The sequence below is a fragment of the Pseudomonas sp. S1_E05 genome, assembly GCF_056337105.1.
In genome coordinates this window covers 6,180,186-6,199,525 of the sequence record NZ_JBFRHM010000001.1, presented here as the reverse complement: position 1 = coordinate 6,199,525, position 19,340 = coordinate 6,180,186, and the positions used below count along the sequence as shown (strand labels likewise).

Sequence of the window (19,340 nt, the reverse complement as noted above, 5' to 3'; positions counted from 1 at the left end):
GGCTAACGAAAACGATAGCCCGAAGACGAAAGTTCGTCAGGCCTGGGCAGCCAGGACACGGCGTTCCCAGGGGGTAATTTCATCAAAAAAGCTGGTCAGTTCCAGGGTCTTCGAAGCCACGTAGCCTTCGATGAACTCCTTGCCGAACAGTTCCTTCGCCAACGTGCTACAGCTCAGACGTTCGAGGGCGGCATGCAAGGTACAGGGCAACGAAAGATTGTCCGGCACCGAAAACTCACCCTGGATCGCCGCGCTCGGCTCCAACTGGTGTTCAATTCCATGCAAACCCGCCGCCAGGCTGGCAGCAATGGCCAGGTACGGATTGGCATCTGCGCCCGGCAAGCGATTCTCGACCCGGCGTGCAACCGGTGAACTGGCTGGAATGCGCAAGCCTGCCGCGCGATTGTCATGGGACCAGCAGGCATTGTTGGGCGATGCGAACGGGTGGCACAGGCGCTGATAGGAATTCACGTTCGGCGCGAACAACGCCGTGAAGTCCGCCATTGCGGCCTGCTGCCCGCCGATGAAATGACGGAAAGCCGCCGTCGGCTCTCCCGTCTCGTCGGTGAACACGTTTCGCCCGCTGCCGATCTCGACGACGCTCTGGTGGATGTGCATCGAACTGCCCGGCGTGTGCGCCAGCGGCTTGGCCATGCAGACCACGGTCAGGCCATGCTTGAGCGCCACTTCCTTGAGCAGGTGCTTGAACAGGAAGGTCTGATCGGCGAGCAACAGCGGGTCCCCATGCAGCAGGTTGATCTCGAACTGGCTGACGCCCATCTCGTGCATGAAGGTATCGCGGGGCAGCCCCAGCGCGGCCATGCATTCGTAAACTTCCTTGAAGAACGGACGCAGGCCGTTATTGGAGCTGACACTGAACGCCGAATGACCTTCCTCGCGACGACCGTCCAGGCCCAGCGGCGGCTGGAAAGGTTGCGTCGGGTCGGTGTTGGGCGCGAAGACGAAGAACTCAAGCTCAGTGGCCACCACCGGTGCCAGCCCCCGCGCCGCGTAACGCGCAATGACTGCCTTGAGCTGGCCACGGGTCGACAGCGCCGAACTTTCGCCCGTCAGCTCATCGGCATCGCAGATCGCCAAGGCCCGCGGCGACGGGCTCCAGGGCAAGCGGTGAATCTGTGCGGGATCGGCCACCAGCGCCAGGTCGCCGTCATCGCTGCCGTAAAAACGTGCGGCCGGATAGCCACCCATGATGCATTGCAGCAGCACGCCCCGCGCCATCTGCAAGCGTCGCCCCTCCAGAAATCCCTCGGTCGTCATGACCTTGCCGCGCGGTACGCCATTGAGGTCCGGCGTGACACATTCAATCTCATCAATGCCGGTCAGTCGCTGTGCGAGTGAACCCTGGCCATCGGTCATCATGACGCAATCCCTTGTAGTGCAAGCCGCGAACGGCGACCGTACAAAATAGGCTGCGCCTGTTCACAATTTCAAGCAGCGACAAACAAAATCATCACTACGGCAGATAAAGGCTGAAAACGCCGCCGCCCAGCGGCCCGCCATTGCTGATTCGCGTGTGGCCGCCCACGCCGTTGCGCTGGTGCAACGCCGCGATGCGTCCGGCGAAATACAGGCCCAGCCCGGTACTGCCGCTGCTGTGGTTGATGCCCTGCACGTAATCGGCCTGGCGCTCGATCATCTCGGCCGGATAGCCGTCACCATCATCATTGATCGTCAGCACCAGTTGCCCGGCCTCATCGCTGACGGTGATCAATACCGCGTGACGGGCGTAACGCACGGCGTTATTGATGCAATTGCCCAGCACCGAGGCGATCAACTCGCGATCGAAGAATCCCAGTGGGCTTAATGGGTCCACTTCATACGTCGCCATGATGCCGCGACTGGCGAACACGTCCTGATGGCAGGCCAGTTGCGCTTCGATGAAATCGTCCAGTTCGTGATAGGCCGGTTGCAACGGCATCTGGTTGACGCCGAGCTTGTACAGCCCGAGCAACTGCACGAGCATGCCGTTGAGGTGAGCAAATTCGAATTCGATCACTCCCTGCTCCGGCGCATGCCGGTCCGGCTCGGGCAAGCGCTCCAGCCATTGGCTGTGGGCCTGCATCAATAGGGTCAGGGAGTTCTTCATGTCGTGCACGGTGGAGGCAATCACCGTGGAAAAATCCAGTGCCGGGTCGTCCTTGCTCATTCGCCAAACGCCTTGATTTTCAGTTTCTGATAACGCGAGTAACGCGCATCGGTGTCAGGCATCAGGCCGACCATTTTCAGGCAGGCCCGACATTCTTCAAGTTCCGCCGAAGGCACACTGGTGTCAGTGCCGTGCAGCAGCGATTGCGCCATGTTCAGCGCGATACTGATGTTTTTCGGCTGCATCGCCAGGGCCTTGCGGAAAACGGTCCGCGCCTGAACCAGATCGCCAGTCTTGTACACCCGTACACCCTGACGATTGAGATCGGCGGCGGCGTTACTGGAATTGAGTATCGTCGGATCGTCGGTCAGCTTGGCGATGTTTTTCATGACGTTCGGGTCGTCGCCGTAGATTTCCGCGCAGTTTTTCAGCATCGAATTCCCGGCGTCGGCCTGGCCGAGCATCTGCAACTGCTTGGCCACCAGCAACGCGGCCTCGGGGCTCATGAACTGCTCCATGCCATCAAGGCGCATCAGCGCTTGCTCGGTGAGTTTGTCCGCCGTTTCGGCATCGTTGAGCAACAGGCTGGTGGCCTTCATCAGGCGCGCCCGAATCTGCAGGCCCGGGTCACTGGGGTTTTCCTTGGCCACGGCACTGAGGGTGGTGTTGATTTCCAGGCGCGTGCGGGTGTCCAGGCCCCTGTCGCTGCCTTTGCTGATCAAGGCATGGGCCAGGCCGAGGTTGCTTTCGGCATCCTTGTAACGCGATTGCGCGCCCTGGTTGACCGCCTGACGATAGGCCCTGGAAGCCGTGTCGAAGTCTTCGTTGGTCATCGCCAACTTGCCCAGCAGCGCTTGCCGGCGCACCGCCAATGGCGACAAACGAATCGCCTCCTCCAACACCTGTTGCGCGCCCTTGGTATCACCTTCGGCGACCAGTACATCGGCCATGCCGTCGTACAGCGCCGGCATCATCGGGAAGACCTTCAAGGCTTTCTCATAGACGCCCTTGGCCTGGGCGACCTGGCCGCGCTTGAACAACAGCTGCCCCAAACCGGCAAAGGCCCATGGCAACGGCCGGTCGGCAATGATGCCGTCATAGAGGCGCTCCAGCGCCTCGTTCTGATTGAGGTCACGCAAGGCATCGGCGCGGTAGCGCAGGCACAACGGCGAATAACGGATGTCTTGTTTGCACAGGGCGATGCAGGCATTGAGCACCTCGGCCGGCTTGCCGCGATCGAGCGCCTGCAGGATCGGCTTGAGCAACGTCTTGCGTTGCTCAAGGCGCTCCAGCCGCTGGGCCAGGCCCGAGCGGTTGAAGGGTTTAGTCAGGTACGCATCAGGCTCGTGCTCCAGGGCACTGAGCACCATCGCCTGGCTGGTCTCGGCGGTGACCATGACGAACACCGCCTCATGGCTGATCAGTTTCTCGAACATCAGGTCTTCGAGCACCTGTTGCCCGTTTTTTTTGCCGTCGCCGAGATGGAAGTCCTGCAGGATGAAATCGTAGGACTTCTGTGAGCACATCTTCAGTGCCTGCTCTCCGGTGTCCGCAGTATCGACATCCTTGACGCCCAGCTCACGCAACATCGAACGCACGGAACTGCGGAAATCGGAGAAATCATCGACGATCAGAAAACGCTTTTGGTGATACGACGACATCGAAGATTTCCAGGCAATGTTAAGAATAAGATCTGAGCTGTCCGGGTTATCGGCCAGCCATGCCATTCTCTTGAAGCAACGGGCCTGCGAAATATCTTCGAGCGGCGAAATCATCCAGCGTATTGCAAACCTGGAGCGTCAAGGCCGCTTGCCAACCTCCGCGGCCTGCGCCGTCCACGGTTTGACCTGCTCGCTGAGCGTCAGCCCCAGGCCCGGGCGCGTCGGCACCAGCATGCGGCCATCGCGGGTTTCCAGGCGCTCGTTGAACAGCGGCTCGAGCCATTCGAAGTGCTCGACCCAAGGTTCGGTCGGATACGCTGCCGCCAGATGCACATGCAACTCCATCGCGAAATGCGGGGCCAGCATCAGCCCTGCCTGCTCGGCCATTGAAGCCACCTTCAGATACGGCGTGATGCCGCCCACGCGAGGCGCATCGGGCATCAGGAAGTCAGCACCGCGCAGTTTGATGAACTCGGCATGCTCGGCCACGCTGGTAAGCATTTCCCCAGTGGCGATCGGCGTATCGAATTGCTGTGCCAGTGCGGCATGGCCTTCGGCGTCGTAACAGTCCAGCGGCTCTTCGATCCAGATCAGGTTGTACTCCTCGAACTGGCGGCACATGCGCTGGGCAGTCGGCCGATCCCATTGCTGGTTGGCATCGACCATCAGCGGGAAGTTGTCGCCCAAGTGTTTGCGCACGGTGCTGACGCGCTGGATGTCGATGGCGCAATCCGGTTGCCCGACCTTCAACTTGATGCCGCCAATCCCCTTCTCGCGGGACAGGTCGGTGTTCTTCATCAGTTGATCCAGCGGGGTGTGCAGGAAACCACCCGAGGTGTTGTAGCACCGCACCGAATCACGTTGCGCACCGAGCAAACGCGCCAGTGACAGGTTGGCGCGCTTGGCTTTCAAATCCCACAACGCTACGTCGAACGCACCGATAGCCTGGGTCGACATGCCGCTGCGTCCGACCGATGCACCGGCCCAGCACAGTTTGGTCCACAGTTTGGAAATATCGCTGGGGTTTTCGCCGATCAGCGCCGGGGCAATTTCCTGGGCATGGGCAAACTGGCCCGGGCCGCCGGCACGCTTGGAGTAGCTGAAACCCAAACCGCGATGGCCGTCGATGGTCTCGATTTCGGCGAACAGAATGGCGATCTCGGTCATGGGTTTTTGCCGACCGGTGAGCACCTTGGCATCGCTGATCGGGTTGGCCAGCGGCAGAATGACCGAAGACACGCGCACCCAGGCGATGCGGTCATCATCGGAGGACTTGAGGGTAGTTTGTTGTGCGAGCATGGGGCTCTCCTTCAATGAAAGGTGAAAGGTTCAGGAACGCTGGGGATTCAGATCGGCGCTCGCCGGGGTGTCCTCGAAATCATCGAGCTCCAGGCGCTTGAGTGGCCCGACAATGAACAGGTAGGCGAAGGCGCCCAGCAGCCCCATGCCGGCGACGTACATCAGCGCCACGTCGAAGGAGCCCAACTGGTTGATCATCACGCCGATGGCGATTGGGGTGACGATGCTGGCGAGGTTGCCGCAGAAGTTGAACATCGCCCCGCTGACGCCCATGGCCCGAGCCGGGGACACGTCGCCGACGATGCACCAGCCGAGGTTGCCGACCCCCTTGGCAAAGAAGGCAACCGACATCACCAGAATCACCAGGGTGATCGACTGGGTGTAGTTGGCGACCACGATGCTGCTGGAGAGCAACAGCCCGCAGATGATCGGGGTCTTGCGCGCGGCTGTGAGGCTGAAGCCCTTGCGCAGCATCCAGTCCGACCAGACGCCGCCGAGCACCCCGCCCAGGCATCCGGCGATGGGTGGAATAGCCGCCACCAGCCCGACCTTGAGCATGGTCATGCCCTTGGCCTCGATCAGGTAGGTTGGGAACCAGGTGAGGAAAAACCAGGTGATCGACGTCAGGCAGAACTGGCCCAGGTAGATGCCCGCCATCATGCGGTTGCCACCAATGGCCTTCATGCGCTTCCAACTGAACGGGGTCTTCACGTCGCCGATGGTGGGCAGGCCGCCACCCGCTTCGATGTAGTCGATTTCCGCCTGGTTGACGCGTTTGTCCTTGCGCGGCTCATGGACCATGCGAAACCACAGCAGGCCAATGAGGATGCCGGCGCCCCCGGTGACCCAGAACACATGCTGCCAACCCCAGGTGCTGACCAACCAGACCATCAGCGGCGTGAACGCGGCCAGGGCAAAGTACTGGGCAGACTGGAATACCGCCGTGGCCAGGCCCCGCTCATGTCGCGGAAACCACATCACCGTCAGGCGGTTGTTGGCCGGGAACGCTGGCGCTTCGGCAATGCCCATCATGAAACGCAGGACGAACAGCGCGAGAAAGGCCGAGCTGAACAGATCGACGTAACCCTGCAAAAAGGTGAACACCGACCAGATGATCAGGCTCATGCCCAGCACCAGCCGAGAGCCAAAACGGTCGAGAATGATGCCGCCCGGGAGCTGCATCGAGGTGTACGCCCAACCGAATGCCGAGAAGGCGATGCCCATGGTCATGGCGTCGAAGCCAAGATCGGTGCGCATGCTCGGGGCAGCAATCGACAGCGTGGCGCGGTCAACGTAATTGAATACCGTGACGATGAAAATCATCACAAGGATGAGATAGCGGACGTTGGTCTTCGCTATCGACTGCGTGGGATTGATCACTCTTGTTTTCCTTATTGTGAATTGCGCCGGTGTATCCGTTTGGCGTTTATCGCTCCTGTTACCACCAGATGATTGCGCAATCATCATTAGCTCTTAAAAAGGTCGCCCTCGGCAGAAACGAGGCGACCTTTTGAATGGATACTACACTGATTGCGCAATCATTCAACACCGTCATGCTATGAAGTTTGCGATTTTCAGTTCAGGTACTGGCGCGGTCGATGAGGGTAAAGCCCGTGTCGATGCGTACGGGATCCTGCGCAGACGCCGGGTTTTCGAATCGATCCAACAAGGCCTGGGCCACTTGCAGGCCGATGGTCTTGCCGTCGACGCTGACGGTCGACAGGGCCGGGTACACATGGGCCGCACTACTGAGGTCGCCAAAACCCATGACCGCCAGATCCGTCGGCACCTTCAGCCCGCGACTGGCAGCCTCGGCCAAAACGCCTTGGGCGACGGTGTCCGAACTGCAGACAACAATGTCGGGGCGGGTCGACTGATCGAGCAAACGCTGCAACCCTTCACGCCCGACTTCAAGGGTGGCAGGCGGCGCCAGGACTTGCATGGGCACCTCCCCCACACCCAGTCGCTGGAGCTCGGCGATCAGACTGTGGCAACGACGCAGGCCACGGGGATCGCTGATGCTGACCACCGAAAAGCGTTTGTAGCCTTTGTCGACCAGGTGCCGAGCAGTCGCCTCGCCAACTTTTTCGTGGGAAAACCCAACCAGCATGTCGAGCGGGTCCTCACTCAAGTCCCAGGCCTCGACCACGGGAATGCCCGCTTGCGCCAGACGCATACGGCTGGATTCAGTGTGCAACGTGCCGGTCAGCACAATGCCATCCGGACGTCGACCGAGTACCGCTTCAAGGAGATTTTCTTCCTGTTGCGCCGAGTAGCCCGTCAGGCCGAGCAGCGTCTGATAACCGGCCTGGGTCAGGCGGTCCATGAGCGCTTGCACGGTGTCGGCAAAAATCGAGTTGGCGATGGTGGGCAGGAAAATGGCGACCAGGCGGCTTTTGTTACTCGCCAGGCCCCCGGCCAGCATGTTGGGTACGTAACCGGTCTGGCGCACCGCTTCACGGACCTTGTCCCGAGTAGCTTCGGAGACCAGTTCCGGCCGGTGCAACGCCCTGGACACGGTCATCGGCGAAACCCCGGCGACCTTGGCCACGTCGATAAGCGTCAGGCTCGAGGGTGTCCGGGTGTCGGTGGAGAGCGTTGCCGGTTTCTTTGCCATGAACATTTCCGAAGACGCAGCCCCCGTTTCTGGAGCCACGAAAAAAGCAGTAGGTGAAGGCGCCAAACTTATCAAAGGTCGGCTGAATATTCACGCTACTGCTTTGTATTCGAACGGGCTATGGGTGAATCAGACTTCGCCCACCAGCACATCGGCAATCCGGATACTCAACGCCGCACCGGTCAGTGTCGGGTTCACACAGGAAGACGATGGCATGACACTCGTGCCGGCGATGAACAGGTTCGGGTGGTCATGGGTGCGACAGTCACGATCGACTACCGAGTCCTTCGGATTGTCGCCCATGATCGTCGTGCCCATGATGTGCTGACGGTTCTGGAAACCCACGTCGGTGCTGACGATGTCGGCATCGAGCAACTTGGCGAACTGCTTGAAGTCTTCCAGGGCCTTCTCTTTACCGGCGTGCCAGTAGTCCGGAACGCTGTAGTAGATTTCAGGCACAGGCAGGCCGATCGCATCGAACTTGGTCTTGCTCGGGGTGACGCGGTTTTCCGGCAGCGGCAGGGTTTCGAAGTCTACCGCCCAGTTCAACGAACGCGCCGATTGCAACTGAATCTGTTGATCGAGCTTGGAGCCCAACACACCTTTGGCGATCAAGTTCGAGGTGATCTGCGAGGTCGGAACCGTGTTGCGCACCTTGATCTTGTAGCTTGGATACTGCTCGCGGAACGCACCGTCACGGCTGTTCAGGTAGACCAGCAACTGGGTAGGCCCCTGGCCTGGCCACATGTCTTCCTTGGTCATCACGTTCATGCTGATGCCAGTGTGGTCCATCAGGTTGCGACCGACCTGGTCCGAAGAGTTGGCAATGCCGTTCGGGTATTTGTCGGACGTCGACATCAGCAACAGCTTCGGCGACTCGATGCCGTAGGCCGCGAGCACAAAGGCACGGGCGGTCAGCTTGTGCTTCGACTTGTCCGGGCGCATGTACCAGACGGCGGTTATCTTGCCGTCATCACCCGCCTCGATTTTGTAGACCACCGAGTTATCGAGCACCTTGGCGCCGTGGCGCTCAGCCTCATCGATGTGCATCGAGCCGTCGTACTTGGCGGCGGTCGGGCATACCGGGTTGCAGTTGTTGTTGCCGGCGCACGGCGGCCGCTTACCGTAAGGACGGGTTGCCCGGCCATTAGGTTCAAGGATGGGGTTGTAACCGCCCTTGCTCAGCAGCTCGGACAGGCGCTTGAACATGTAGCTGGGCTTTAGCCCTTCCATCGGGTACGGGATCGAGCGCGGCGGATAGGCATCGCCACCCTGCCCGCTTTCATCCTGGCCATCGACGCCCGACACGCCCAGCTCGGTTTCGGCTCGCGCGTAGAAAGGCTCGAGCTCGTCATAGCTGATGGGCCAGTCACGACCCCGGCCGTACAGCGATTTAAGCCGGAAGTCGTTGGGCAGCATGCGCCACAGCGACGAACCGAAGTGCCAGGTGGTACCACCGACCACACGCAGGTAGGAGGTGTTGTATTTCACCGGCCCCACCTGCTGCAGATAATCACCGTAGGTGGACGGCGCGTGAGGCAGGCTTGGGTAAGGGGAGCCCGCGCCTTGCAACTTGGCGTTGGCCAGCGACAGTTTCACCGGGGCATTGCGGAAGGTTTCCACGATGTCACGGCGATTCACCCGGGGACCGGCCTCAAGCACGATCACCGATTTGTTTGCCTTGGCCAGACCGGTAGCGATCAGGCCGCCCATGACGCCGGAGCCGATGATCACCACATCGGCATCGAATTGATCGCTGCTCATACTTTCGAACCTTCAATAGCTGCTGGTTTGGCGCCCCATGTAGCCGGGCCGCCACCGTAAGTTGGGATGATGAGAATGCCGTGGGTCGGCTGGTACATCAGGGCTTGGGAGTAAGCCACCAGCTCCGCGTCCGCCGGCTCACCGACGATGCCCAGGTACCAGGCCGAAATGATGCTGGTGGCCGTCGCCTTCAGCGACGCATCCGATTCGGGCTGCGCCAGGTACTCATCGACATGCTTGTAGCCACTTGCCTCGATCAATTGCTTGAGGGCGATGGCGTTGGTCGAGAAATTCGGCGCCCGCTTGTCCAGCGCCGCAAAGTAACGAGCGGCCAGCACCGGATTGACCGGGCGGCTCACCAGGAACTGCGACAGCACAACAAAGTCGTCGTTGGAAACCTGCGCAGCCAGCACTGACTGCCAGGGCATCACGCCAGTGACCAGCGCCGTCAGGCCCAGGGCCACGGAGCCGCGCAACAGATTGCGACGAGAGAAGCCCGCCGGGGTTTGAATCACTGCTTGTTTGTTCGTCGTGTCCATTAATCAGGCTCCCTTGCGACGACGGGAAATCGCGAACAGGCCAATCAGCACGCACACGAGGATGATTGCCGGGACCGTGTATTTCGCCAGCACCGCCAATGGTGCCTTCGGGCCACCTTCACGGACCTGCGCGACATCGGCGGCGGTGACGACGCTGGTGGCATTGCCGTAGCGCGACAGCACGTAGTTGCTGACGTCGGCGATCTGTTGGTCATTGAGACGGTCGGTGAAAAAGGCATCCGGGCCGAACCCCGGCATGTCGATGGCCACGCCGCCCACTTCACGGTGCACGCCGTACACGATGGCGGCGATCAGGTTGTCGCTGCGCCCCGTAGCCGTGTTGTGGAACAGCGAGGGGAATTCCTTGTTGCCCTGCCCGTTTGGTTGATGGCAGTTGGCACAGGTGCCGCTGAAGATGTGCCAGCCTGGATTGTCCTCAGGCTTGCCACCGCGCAGGGTCAGTTCATCCACCGAAGCCTGGCCGTACTCGTGACGAGCCTTCGCCTCGCCGGTCTTGATTGGCGTGGTCTGTTGCAGATAGGCGGCGATGGCCTTGAGGTCCGCATCGCTCAGGTATTGCAGGCTGTGTTCCACTGCCTCGGCCATCGGTCCCGCAGCCTGGGCCTTGCCTTCGACATGACCGGTACGCAGATACGTGACGATTTCGTCGTTGGACCAGGCGCCGATACCGCTGACCTTGTCGGAGGTGATGTTGGGCGCGTACCAACTGCCCAGCGAGCCACCGGCCAGTGGCTTGCTGTTGTCAGCCGCCATCAACAGGTTGCGCGGGGTGTGGCAGGTGTCGCAGTGCGCCAGGCCATTGACCAGGTAGTCGCCGCGGTTGACCTCGGCCGATTTGGCCGGGTCCGGGGTGAAACGCTTGTCGCTGTGAAACAACGCGTTCCAACCCATCATCGAGGCGCGAACGCTGAACGGGAAGTCCAGCGAGGTTTTCTGGTTCGGCGTATCGACGGGTCGCACTTCGTGCATGAAGTAGTCGTAGAGTTCGGCGACATCGCTGTCGGTCATCTTCGAATACGAGGTGTATGGCATCGCCGGGTACAGGTGGGTGCCATCGGGCGTGACCCCGTCACGTACCGCCCGGGCGAACTGCTCGGCGGTGTAGTTGCCGATGCCCGCCGTTTTCGACGGCGTGATGTTGGTCGAGAAGAGGGTGCCCATCGGCGAACTGAGCGCGTAACCACCGGCGAAAGGCTTGCCTCCCGGCGCCGTGTGACACGCCACGCAGTCGGCGGCGACGGCCAGGCGCTTGCCGGCGGACGCATGACTGTCGAGCATCTCGGTGGAGGCTGCGGCGGCCGTGGCCATCGTCAGCGTAATCAATCCTGCAAAGGCGCAAGCCCTGCGTTTTCCCTTATCAATGCGACGCGGCATCAGTCCTTCCCCAGGCAACTGGTTTCTGTGTTTTTCACGGTCGTGAAAATCAGGAACACCTGTCCCCGCCATCATGAAAAATCATGCTGAAGAGGTACGATGTCGTATGAATTTGCGGGGAATATTTCACACAATGTAACACTTGGCAACAAGAAGAAAAGGCCAAGTGCCATCTTATGTATGTTTGTGCTGAGCGCTCTAGATCGGCGTTTCTAACGATTGATAGGGAAATGATGGCGAACTAATATGGCTCCTGCACGCGAAAACCAGCCCATCTTTTTGTTACTAAAAATGAGCAAAAACCCTTCAGCCATTAGCGTTCCCGCCGATAGATGTACGACGACTATTAAAAATTTTCCGGCAACAACCGAAAACTAACCGCCTCCCACACACCCGCAGGATGCCTTATGAGTTGGATCAACGACGCAAAACTCTCGACCAAATTGATTACAGCTTTCGCGCTGTGCGCGTTCATCACCCTGGGAGTCGGCCTGCTGGGAAGCCGGGGAGTGAGTGAACTCTCGGGGAGCCTGAGATCGGTGTTCGACAACAATCTGGTCGGCGTGATGAATATCGCGCAGACGAAGATCAAGGCGGTCGGACAGACCCGCGACATGTATCGACTCTACGTCGCGACCGCCGCTGGCCTGCCACAAGCGACCAAGGATGAATTCCTTTCCTCGATGGCAGCCAACAAACTGGCGAGCGAAAAAGCGTTCGCAGAATATCGACGCACGCAGCTGGCCGACGATGAACGCGCCGCCGCCGACCGAATGGAAAAAGCCTGGCCTGTCTACCAGGCGATCGTGCAAAAGTATCTGGACCTGATGAAGGCCGGCGACGTGGAAAACGGTCGAACGCTGTTGCTCGGTGATTTGCAGAAGAATTACCGCGTGGTCATGGACGAACTGACCCTGATGAACGACTCCAACGACCAGCAAGTCAGCCAAGCGGCAAACAATGCGGTGCTGTCCGAGTCGTCAGCCAAGACCTCGCTGTACATCGGCATCGCCCTGGCCTTCATTGCCGCCATCTTGCTCGGCCTGTTCATCAGCCGCTTGATCAGCCGCCCGATCGCTTACGCCGTGGCAAGTGCCCGCAGCATTGCCGGCGGCGACCTGACCCAACACATCACCAGCCCCGGTCGCGATGAAGCGGGCCAGCTGCTCACCGCCTTGGCCGACATGCAGGGCAGTCTGAAAAACACCATCCAGCAGATCGCCAGCGCCGCCGACCAATTGGCCTCGGCCGCCGAAGAGCTGACCGCCGTGACCGACAATGGCAGCCGTGGACTGGTGCGCCAGAACGACGAAATTCAACAGGCCGCCACTGCCGTGACGCAAATGACCTCAGCCGTGGAAGAAGTGGCGCGCAACGCCGTCTCCACTTCCGAAGCGTCCCAGGCGACCAGTCAGCAAGCCAGCAACGGCCGCGACCAGGCGCGAAGTGCCGTCAGCGCAATCAACAACGCCACCAGCGAAATCGCCACCTCCACCACCATGGTCAAGGACCTGGCAGACCAAGTGCGCGACATCGGCAAGGTCCTCGACGTGATCCGCGGGATCGCCGAGCAGACCAACCTGCTGGCCCTGAACGCCGCCATCGAAGCCGCACGAGCGGGCGAACAGGGCCGCGGCTTTGCCGTGGTCGCCGACGAAGTCCGCGCGCTGGCCGCCCGAACACAGGCTTCCACTGGCGAGATCGAAGGCATGATCAACAGCGTGCGCACCAGCGCCGACGAAGCCGTGGGCGCCATGGGCAAGAGCCAGGCACTGGTCAGCGAAACCCAAACCCTGGCACAAGCCACCGGCCAGGCGCTGGAACAGATCGCCGACGGCATCGCCCAGATCAACGACCGCAACCTCGTCATCGCCACCGCGTCTGAAGAACAGGCCCACGTGGCCCGCGAAGTGGATCGCAACCTGGTCAACATCCAGGACCTGTCCACGCAAACGGCGGCAGGCGCGCACCAGACCAGCGCTTCGACGCAGGAGCTGTCGAATCTGGCGGCTTCGTTTAATGCGTTGGTGAGTCGGTTTCGATTGTAATGAGGCGACGGGGGACGAGGTCGGCGTGCAAGGCGCTGGCCTTGCCCTGGTTTTCGCTAACTAAATAGCTCAAGCCGACGAAGCGGACTCTCGGTCTCTCCGAGCAAATGGAAACAGTGGGTCACAGTCTTTAGCTTCCGCCTTGACGTTACGGTTATACCCTTGAAAACAGAATCACTCAGGCAGCTTGGCCGTAAACCGCCCATCTGCTTAACGGCCGATTTAACAGGGATTACCATCACATGGACGACAGGGAGCGATTCCATTTCGCTGAGAAGGTTTATTACTACGAGCTGGAGAGAAAAGAAAAACTGATAGCACGATTGAGCCTGCCGCTTGCAATTCTGGTCGCCTTACTGAGCTTTTTCTCCTACATGCTCGACAAAGCACCAGCCACAGCGGACGGGGGCGTAGGGGTGTTTTTCTGGATATTTTATTGGTATGCCTGCATATGCCTGGCAGTAGGCGTGTGGAAATTTTGGAGGGCGTGGAATCTACGAGTGTTCGATAAAGCCCTTTCCACTTTGGAAGATATCGAAGCGTACAGGACCCAGATGCTCAAACTCTACGCGGCGTTCGATGACGGCGTGGAAGAGACGGACAAGCAGATGTCCATATTCATTTACAATCAATACATCACGGGAGCTACAACGAACGCGCTGAACAATGATCGCCGCCTGGAGTACCTGAACGAGCTTTCAACGTTCATGGCCGCGACAATCTTGTTCGCACTGCTATCGTTCGTACCATTTTATGTCTTCCACCATCCCTAGGTGATCGAAATGACCACACAAAAACCGCCGCCGCCGCCACCACCACCGATGCGATTTGTGCGGGACGACAAGCCTCGCCCCGGCTCGTCGCGCCCACCCGAGCCGCCTAAGCGGCCCCGCTAAAACGCAAGAAGCAGAGAAGGCAGTACGCGCCTTCTCTCCGCCCGCTACCGATCGCGCGCAATGCGCTGGCCTGACCCCGCCAATCATCGGCTTCTCGCGATCACACCCGTCATGTATTGATTCAAATCCCGCAGGTCCTGAACGCTCCAGGCGTGCGCAGGCAGCTTCACACCGTTCTCGCGCAATGTCCTTGGAATCAGGTCTCCATTGGGCCGCAGTATGACCGAAGAGACGATTACCCCAGGGTACTCATTCAACCGTTTCTTGAACGTGGCCGTTGTCAGGTCGGGTGTTGCAGGGGTGCTTTTATGAGCCAGTGGGCCGGTGGCCTGGAGATCTGTCCCATGGCACATGGCGCACCGCTGAAGAAAGAGATTTTTGCCATTCACACTATCCGCAAAGGACAGGGACGGGAGGGATAACAGGCTCAGCGAAGCGATGAGTAATAACTTCATTTCGAGGCGGCCTTCCTTGTGCCGTGAACACCAAAAAGCCCCTCCGGGATCATGCCGGGAGGGGGCTTTACGCCTGCCAACACCGCTGGAAAAGCAAGCATGTCGGCAGGAGAGACCAGAACGGCCCGATTAGTTGGTGTCCCAGGGCAGGTTCGAACTGCCAACCTTCCCCTTAGGAGGGGGATGCTCTATCCAATTGAGCTACTGAGACACAAGTCGACCACGAGAGAACGCGGTGCGATGGACGGCGTGCATGTTAACGGCCACGTCTGCATTTGTCATGTCGTCCGTAGGGCTTTTTAAGTGTAGGCAGGCGCCCGCCACAGAAGCGGGAATTGTTGATCGGGTAATTTGCATCACTGCAATATGCCATCAATGCAAATTGCAATGCAGCCGCACCTAAAAACCATCCTAACGTATTGTTTTTAAATGATTTAATAGTCACTAGACTGTTGGCACGCCGGCTGCTTTGAATGTTCACATAGAAGATTGGAGGCCGGTCGACATGAACAAGGCTCTCTTGCTGGCGAACGCAATCGCTTTGGCCACCCTGCTGGGTGCTCACCCCGAGAAAGATTCTGATCTGATGGCGCAGCGTACGCCTCACTACCTGCAAATCCAGAAAGCCCCGCAATGGGCGATGCTCAGTGATCAGCAAGGCCTCATGGGCCGGGACCAGGACATGAAGCCACTGCCACCCTCTTCTGATCGCCTGGTATTTTGACCCCACCACCCAAGGAGCACTGCATGTCCAAATCAGCCGCCGGTTTTTTTATCCTCGCCCTTTCAAGCGGCATGCTCCATGCGTCGCAGGCTTTGGATTCGTTTGTTCCCCTGGCCGCCTGTGGCGTGTTCACTGCACTGTTCGTACTGGCACTGATTGCGGGTCGCAGGATCAAGTTTGATCCGGTCTTGCGCTGAGCCGCAGCAGGTCCAGTAACTGGATTACCGTGGTGGCCAGGTCGCCGGAATTGTCGAGTCGATGGATGTATACCGCATCGTCGGACATGAACATTTCATTACGCTTCAAGCGCGCGTCAATCTCCGACAGGCTCTCCCGCCCACGCCGCAGCAGACGCTCACGCAATACGTCATCCTTGACGGTCAACAGGATCGGCAGCAATGCCGGGTAGCGCTCCAATGCTTGAGCCAGATGCCCGCGAGAGCCATTGACCAATACATCGCGGCCATTCTCCAACCACTGATCAATCGACGCAGGGATTGCGTAATCCAGGCCATTGGCACTCCAGCACAGGGCAAACTCCCCCGCCCGCTGCCGGCGCTCGAACTCCTCGCGAGAGACTGGGATTGCATCTTCGCCCAGCGCCTGCGCCGAACGGGTGATGATTCTGCGCGCCACTTCACACCCCAGGGCCAGCAAGGGCGTTCGCGCCGCCTCGATCAAGCTGTCCTTGCCCGAACCGGACGGCCCCATCAGGTAAATCAGCCTGCCTTTCATCCTGAATCAGCCCCTCGTGATCGAAATGCCACTAGTAAATCGGCCATTTGCCACTATTCTGTATAAGATAAGGAAATGTGATTGAGTTCGCATAGTTTGCACCGTTGGGCGTCTTCGGACACCCGCCGTCGGGCAACAGGACGCGGTCGGCGATACGGATCTGGGCTCGCTTTTCAAACCAGTCCGCATTTCTGATAATTGGTGCTGGCATATCGCCTTTATCCAGTTCAATATTTGTCACAGAATTGACGCCAATCAACTGGCTACTTTGAGGCATGATGCGAGCCTCTTTCAATTCAGGTTGAACATTTGGCCGGAGCGCTTGTCCTAACAGACATCGTGCGGCCAATCCCGTGAACCGCTCCCCTGAACTAACCGGTTAAATATATGCGCCCAGCGAAACAGATAACTTACTCCAGCCGTACGGCTGACAAGTTCGTCGTACGCCTGCCAGACGGAATGCGTGAGCGCATTGCCGAGGTGGCCCGCAATCATCATCGCAGCATGAACTCCGAAATCATTGCGCGCCTGGAGCAGAGTCTTATTCAGGAAGGCGCATTGGGCGAAGAGTTGAGCATGCGCCTGGACAGCCCAGAGCTGTCGCTGCACGAACGCGAACTGTTGCAACGCTTCCGCCAGCTCTCCCATCGCCAGCAAAACGCCCTCGTTTCGCTGATCGCGCATGACGCTGAAATGGCCGCAGACGCCACCTGATTGACCTGAATGCTCAAAGCCAGCCTGATCGCTGGCTTTTTTTTGCCTGAAATTCACCCATAAAAAAACCCGCCGAAGCGGGTTTCTGTGTTTTGCGGGCCTCAGAGCAGAAAGATCGTCGCCAGCCCCAGGAAGATAAAGAAGCCACCACTGTCGGTCATCGCCGTGATCATCACGCTGGCGCCCATCGCCGGATCGCGCCCCAATCGCGCCAGGGTCATGGGGATCAATACCCCCATCAACGCCGCCAGCAGCAGATTGAGGGTCATGGCGGCAGTCATTACTACACCCAGCGACCAACTGCCGTACAGCATGTAGGCAACCGCACCAATGACACCCCCCCAGACCAGGCCATTGATCAGGCCGACCGCCAACTCCTTGCGCATCAACCGCGACGTGTTGCCGGTGCTCACCTGATCCAGCGCCATGGCACGCACAATCATGGTGATCGTCTGATTGCCCGAGTTACCACCGATGCCTGCAACGATCGGCATCAACGCCGCCAACGCCACCAGCTTCTCGATCGAGCCTTCGAACAAACCGATCACGCGGGAGGCAATGAAGGCCGTGATCAGGTTGATCGCCAGCCACGCCCAGCGGTTGCGCAGGGACTTCCAGACCGAGGCGAAAATATCTTCTTCTTCACGCAGACCCGCCATGTTGAGAACTTCGGTTTCGCTCTCTTCACGGATCAGGTCGACCATTTCGTCGATGGTCAGACGGCCGATCAACTTGCCGTTTTTGTCGACCACCGGCGCGGAGATCAAGTCGTAACGCTCGAATGCCTGCGCGGCGTCATAGGCGTCTTCATCCGGGTGGAAACTCACCGGATCGCTGGCCATGACTTCCGCGACTTGCTTGTCCGGGTCGTTCACCAGCAACCGCTTGATCGGCAACACGCCCTTGAGGATGCCGTCGTAGTCGACCACGAACAGTTTATCGGTGTGGCCTGGCAGCTCCTTGAGGCGACGCAGGTAACGCAAGACCACTTCGAGACTGACATCCTCACGGATAGTCACCATCTCGAAGTCCATCAGCGCACCGACTTGCTCCTCGTCATAGGACAACGCGGAGCGAACGCGCTCACGCTGTTGCGCATCGAGGGTTTCCATCAGCTCATGGACGACGTCACGGGGCAGCTCCGACGCCAGGTCGGCGAGCTCATCGGCATCCATGTCCTTGGCGGCCGCCAGGAGCTCGTGATCGTCCATGTCGGCGATCAGTGTTTCACGAACCGAGTCGGATACTTCGAGGAGAATGTCACCGTCGCGATCGGCCTTGACCAGTTGCCACAGCGTCAGACGATCGTCCAGCGGCAGGGCTTCAAGGATGTAGGCAACGTCGGCGGAGTGCAGGTCATCGAGCTTGCGTTGCAGCTCGACGAGGTTCTGCCGGTGAACCAGGCTTTCGACCCGGTCTTGATTCGGGCCCTGCTCGCGGTGCGTCAGGTCTTCGACCATGCGCTGACGCTGCAACAGCTCAATCACTTGAGCGAGGCGATCCTGCAGGCTTTCCTGTGTTTTCTTTACTTCAATTTCAGACATAGGCGAACTCCACTCCCAGCAGCGGAGCACGCCGGGAGGATCAATCAGTCAATTCTTGATTGGAAAAACGGTTTACTGAATGTCTACTGGGTAAGTCCATGGAGGTATTCCACAAGCCCCGGCGGGGCTGACGGGCGCAATGATACACCGCCCGACGTTTTTTAACGTTAAAAAATCTTGGCCTAAACAAGCGCTTGCAAGACAAACTTGAGCGCCATCCTGATCCATGAAAGTGCGACGACTCATTCTGAAAAGAAAACACACCCATGCAGAAAAATGTAGCGGCTAACCTTGAGTCAGACCGTCACGGAGGACGTTTGATGCCATCGGATACCCATTATTTTTTGCTGACCGCCCTGCTTGGCCTGCCGCTTGAGGCAGCCGCAATCACCGTTCACCGATGCGAGTCCGCCAGCGGGCACCTCACGTTCACCACACGGGGTTGCGCGAGCGCAGATACACAATCGCTGCAAGAGGTACACACCTACCTGCCTGGCACAATGGTCCCCCTGATGCCGGAAGCCGATGCCCGCCAACCCGCTTACACCAGGAGAGCGCCAACCATCGTTGGTCAGGCCCAAGACACCTGCGGCAACCTGATCAACGCCAGGCAACGCCGGGAAGGCATCATCAATCAGCGGGTTGTCGCCGGCATGAGCCAGCAGGATGTCGAAAGCGCGCTCGGCAAGCCCGACAAGGTGACCGTGCGCAATTCAGCCACGATTTACCGCTACGACAACCAACGGGGTCGCAGTGCGCATGTCGAATTCGATGAGAAAGGATGTGTGAGCGGAAAAGCCAAATCCCGGACAGCAAAAAGCCCGCGTTAAACGCGGGCTTTT

The 19,340-nt window shown here is 59.3% G+C and carries 19 protein-coding genes, 1 tRNA gene and 1 pseudogene; 7 read left to right on the top strand and 14 right to left on the bottom strand.

The annotated features are described in order from the left end of the window. Positions 1–36 precede the first annotated feature (36 nt). The 9 genes from AB4N33_RS28680 to AB4N33_RS28640 all read right to left on the bottom strand — a co-directional run bounded on the left by AB4N33_RS28680 (position 37) and on the right by AB4N33_RS28640 (position 11,382). Entirely contained in the window at positions 37–1,278 is a 1,242-nt protein-coding gene (locus AB4N33_RS28680) for a glutamine synthetase family protein (protein ID WP_476458856.1), read from the bottom strand. A 196-nt stretch (positions 1,279–1,474) separates the two neighbouring features. Continuing rightward, positions 1,475–2,167: a sensor histidine kinase gene (locus AB4N33_RS28675; protein ID WP_460121757.1), complete on the bottom strand. Its 693-nt coding sequence runs from the start codon at positions 2,165–2,167 to the stop codon at positions 1,475–1,477. Further along, positions 2,164–3,768 (bottom strand): response regulator, encoded by a 1,605-nt coding sequence (locus AB4N33_RS28670; protein ID WP_460121755.1) that lies wholly within the window; start codon positions 3,766–3,768, stop codon positions 2,164–2,166. The genes AB4N33_RS28675 and AB4N33_RS28670 overlap by 4 nt, the downstream gene beginning before the upstream one ends. Before the next feature lie 138 nt (positions 3,769–3,906). Then, positions 3,907–5,067, bottom strand: a complete 1,161-nt coding sequence (locus AB4N33_RS28665; protein ID WP_460121753.1) for an L-talarate/galactarate dehydratase — start codon at positions 5,065–5,067, stop codon at positions 3,907–3,909. Positions 5,068–5,097: 30 nt separating this feature from the next. After that, the gene (locus AB4N33_RS28660; protein WP_460126575.1) at positions 5,098–6,390 is read right to left on the bottom strand and encodes an MFS transporter; all 1,293 of its coding nucleotides are present in this window, start codon (positions 6,388–6,390) and stop codon (positions 5,098–5,100) included. 256 nt (positions 6,391–6,646) lie between these two features. After that, complete coding sequence (locus AB4N33_RS28655; protein WP_476458735.1) at positions 6,647–7,684, bottom strand: LacI family DNA-binding transcriptional regulator; 1,038 nt, start codon at positions 7,682–7,684, stop codon at positions 6,647–6,649. A 129-nt stretch (positions 7,685–7,813) separates the two neighbouring features. Beyond that, entirely contained in the window at positions 7,814–9,448 is a 1,635-nt protein-coding gene (locus AB4N33_RS28650; RefSeq protein WP_460121750.1) for a GMC family oxidoreductase, read from the bottom strand. Continuing rightward, a complete protein-coding gene (locus tag AB4N33_RS28645; protein WP_476458734.1) occupies positions 9,445–9,987 on the bottom strand; it encodes a sugar dehydrogenase complex small subunit in 543 nt (180 codons plus the stop codon). Before AB4N33_RS28645 ends, AB4N33_RS28650 begins: the two co-directional genes overlap by 4 nt. 3 nt (positions 9,988–9,990) lie before the next feature. After that, positions 9,991–11,382 (bottom strand): c-type cytochrome, encoded by a 1,392-nt coding sequence (locus tag AB4N33_RS28640; RefSeq protein ID WP_476458733.1) that lies wholly within the window; start codon positions 11,380–11,382, stop codon positions 9,991–9,993. Positions 11,383–11,789: 407 nt separating this feature from the next. On the opposite strand from AB4N33_RS28640, the pseudogene AB4N33_RS28635 reads away from it, so the two are divergent. The 3 genes and pseudogenes from AB4N33_RS28635 to AB4N33_RS28625 all read left to right on the top strand — a co-directional run. Then, positions 11,790–12,572: pseudogene (locus AB4N33_RS28635) on the top strand (MCP four helix bundle domain-containing protein); the annotation flags it as partial. Next, complete coding sequence (locus tag AB4N33_RS28630) at positions 12,567–13,430, top strand: methyl-accepting chemotaxis protein (RefSeq protein WP_460126573.1); 864 nt, start codon at positions 12,567–12,569, stop codon at positions 13,428–13,430. The pseudogene AB4N33_RS28635 and the gene AB4N33_RS28630, both read left to right, overlap by 6 nt. Before the next feature lie 242 nt (positions 13,431–13,672). After that, entirely contained in the window at positions 13,673–14,203 is a 531-nt protein-coding gene (locus AB4N33_RS28625; RefSeq protein WP_460121745.1) for a hypothetical protein, read from the top strand. Between the two features lie 206 nt (positions 14,204–14,409). Here the strand turns inward: AB4N33_RS28625 and AB4N33_RS28620 are convergent, their stop codons facing one another. Further along, the gene (locus AB4N33_RS28620) at positions 14,410–14,781 is read right to left on the bottom strand and encodes a c-type cytochrome (RefSeq protein ID WP_476458732.1); all 372 of its coding nucleotides are present in this window, start codon (positions 14,779–14,781) and stop codon (positions 14,410–14,412) included. 134 nt (positions 14,782–14,915) lie between these two features. Continuing rightward, positions 14,916–14,992, bottom strand: a tRNA-Arg gene (locus AB4N33_RS28615). A gap of 294 nt (positions 14,993–15,286) precedes the next feature. Here AB4N33_RS28615 and AB4N33_RS28610 point away from each other — a divergent pair. Together AB4N33_RS28610 and AB4N33_RS28605 are read left to right on the top strand one after the other, a co-directional pair. After that, positions 15,287–15,505 (top strand): hypothetical protein, encoded by a 219-nt coding sequence (locus tag AB4N33_RS28610; RefSeq protein ID WP_476458731.1) that lies wholly within the window; start codon positions 15,287–15,289, stop codon positions 15,503–15,505. A 23-nt stretch (positions 15,506–15,528) separates the two neighbouring features. After that, a complete protein-coding gene (locus tag AB4N33_RS28605) occupies positions 15,529–15,702 on the top strand; it encodes a PA3371 family protein (protein ID WP_460121739.1) in 174 nt (57 codons plus the stop codon). On the opposite strand, the gene phnN is transcribed toward AB4N33_RS28605, so the two are convergent. Further along, a complete protein-coding gene (gene phnN, locus AB4N33_RS28600; protein WP_476458730.1) occupies positions 15,677–16,240 on the bottom strand; it encodes a phosphonate metabolism protein/1,5-bisphosphokinase (PRPP-forming) PhnN in 564 nt (187 codons plus the stop codon). The two genes, AB4N33_RS28605 and phnN, sit on opposite strands and share 26 nt — an antisense overlap. 31 nt (positions 16,241–16,271) lie before the next feature. Next, the gene (locus tag AB4N33_RS28595) at positions 16,272–16,517 is read right to left on the bottom strand and encodes a hypothetical protein (protein WP_460126902.1); all 246 of its coding nucleotides are present in this window, start codon (positions 16,515–16,517) and stop codon (positions 16,272–16,274) included. 110 nt (positions 16,518–16,627) lie between these two features. Between AB4N33_RS28595 and AB4N33_RS28590 the strand changes: the two genes are divergently transcribed. Further along, complete coding sequence (locus AB4N33_RS28590) at positions 16,628–16,954, top strand: Arc family DNA-binding protein (protein ID WP_460121735.1); 327 nt, start codon at positions 16,628–16,630, stop codon at positions 16,952–16,954. Between the two features lie 101 nt (positions 16,955–17,055). Here AB4N33_RS28590 and mgtE read toward each other — a convergent pair whose 3' ends face one another. After that, positions 17,056–18,498, bottom strand: a complete 1,443-nt coding sequence (mgtE, locus tag AB4N33_RS28585) for a magnesium transporter (protein ID WP_476458729.1) — start codon at positions 18,496–18,498, stop codon at positions 17,056–17,058. Between the two features lie 320 nt (positions 18,499–18,818). Between mgtE and AB4N33_RS28580 the strand changes: the two genes are divergently transcribed. Further along, entirely contained in the window at positions 18,819–19,328 is a 510-nt protein-coding gene (locus tag AB4N33_RS28580) for a cell envelope protein SmpA (protein WP_476458728.1), read from the top strand. Positions 19,329–19,340 lie beyond the last annotated feature (12 nt).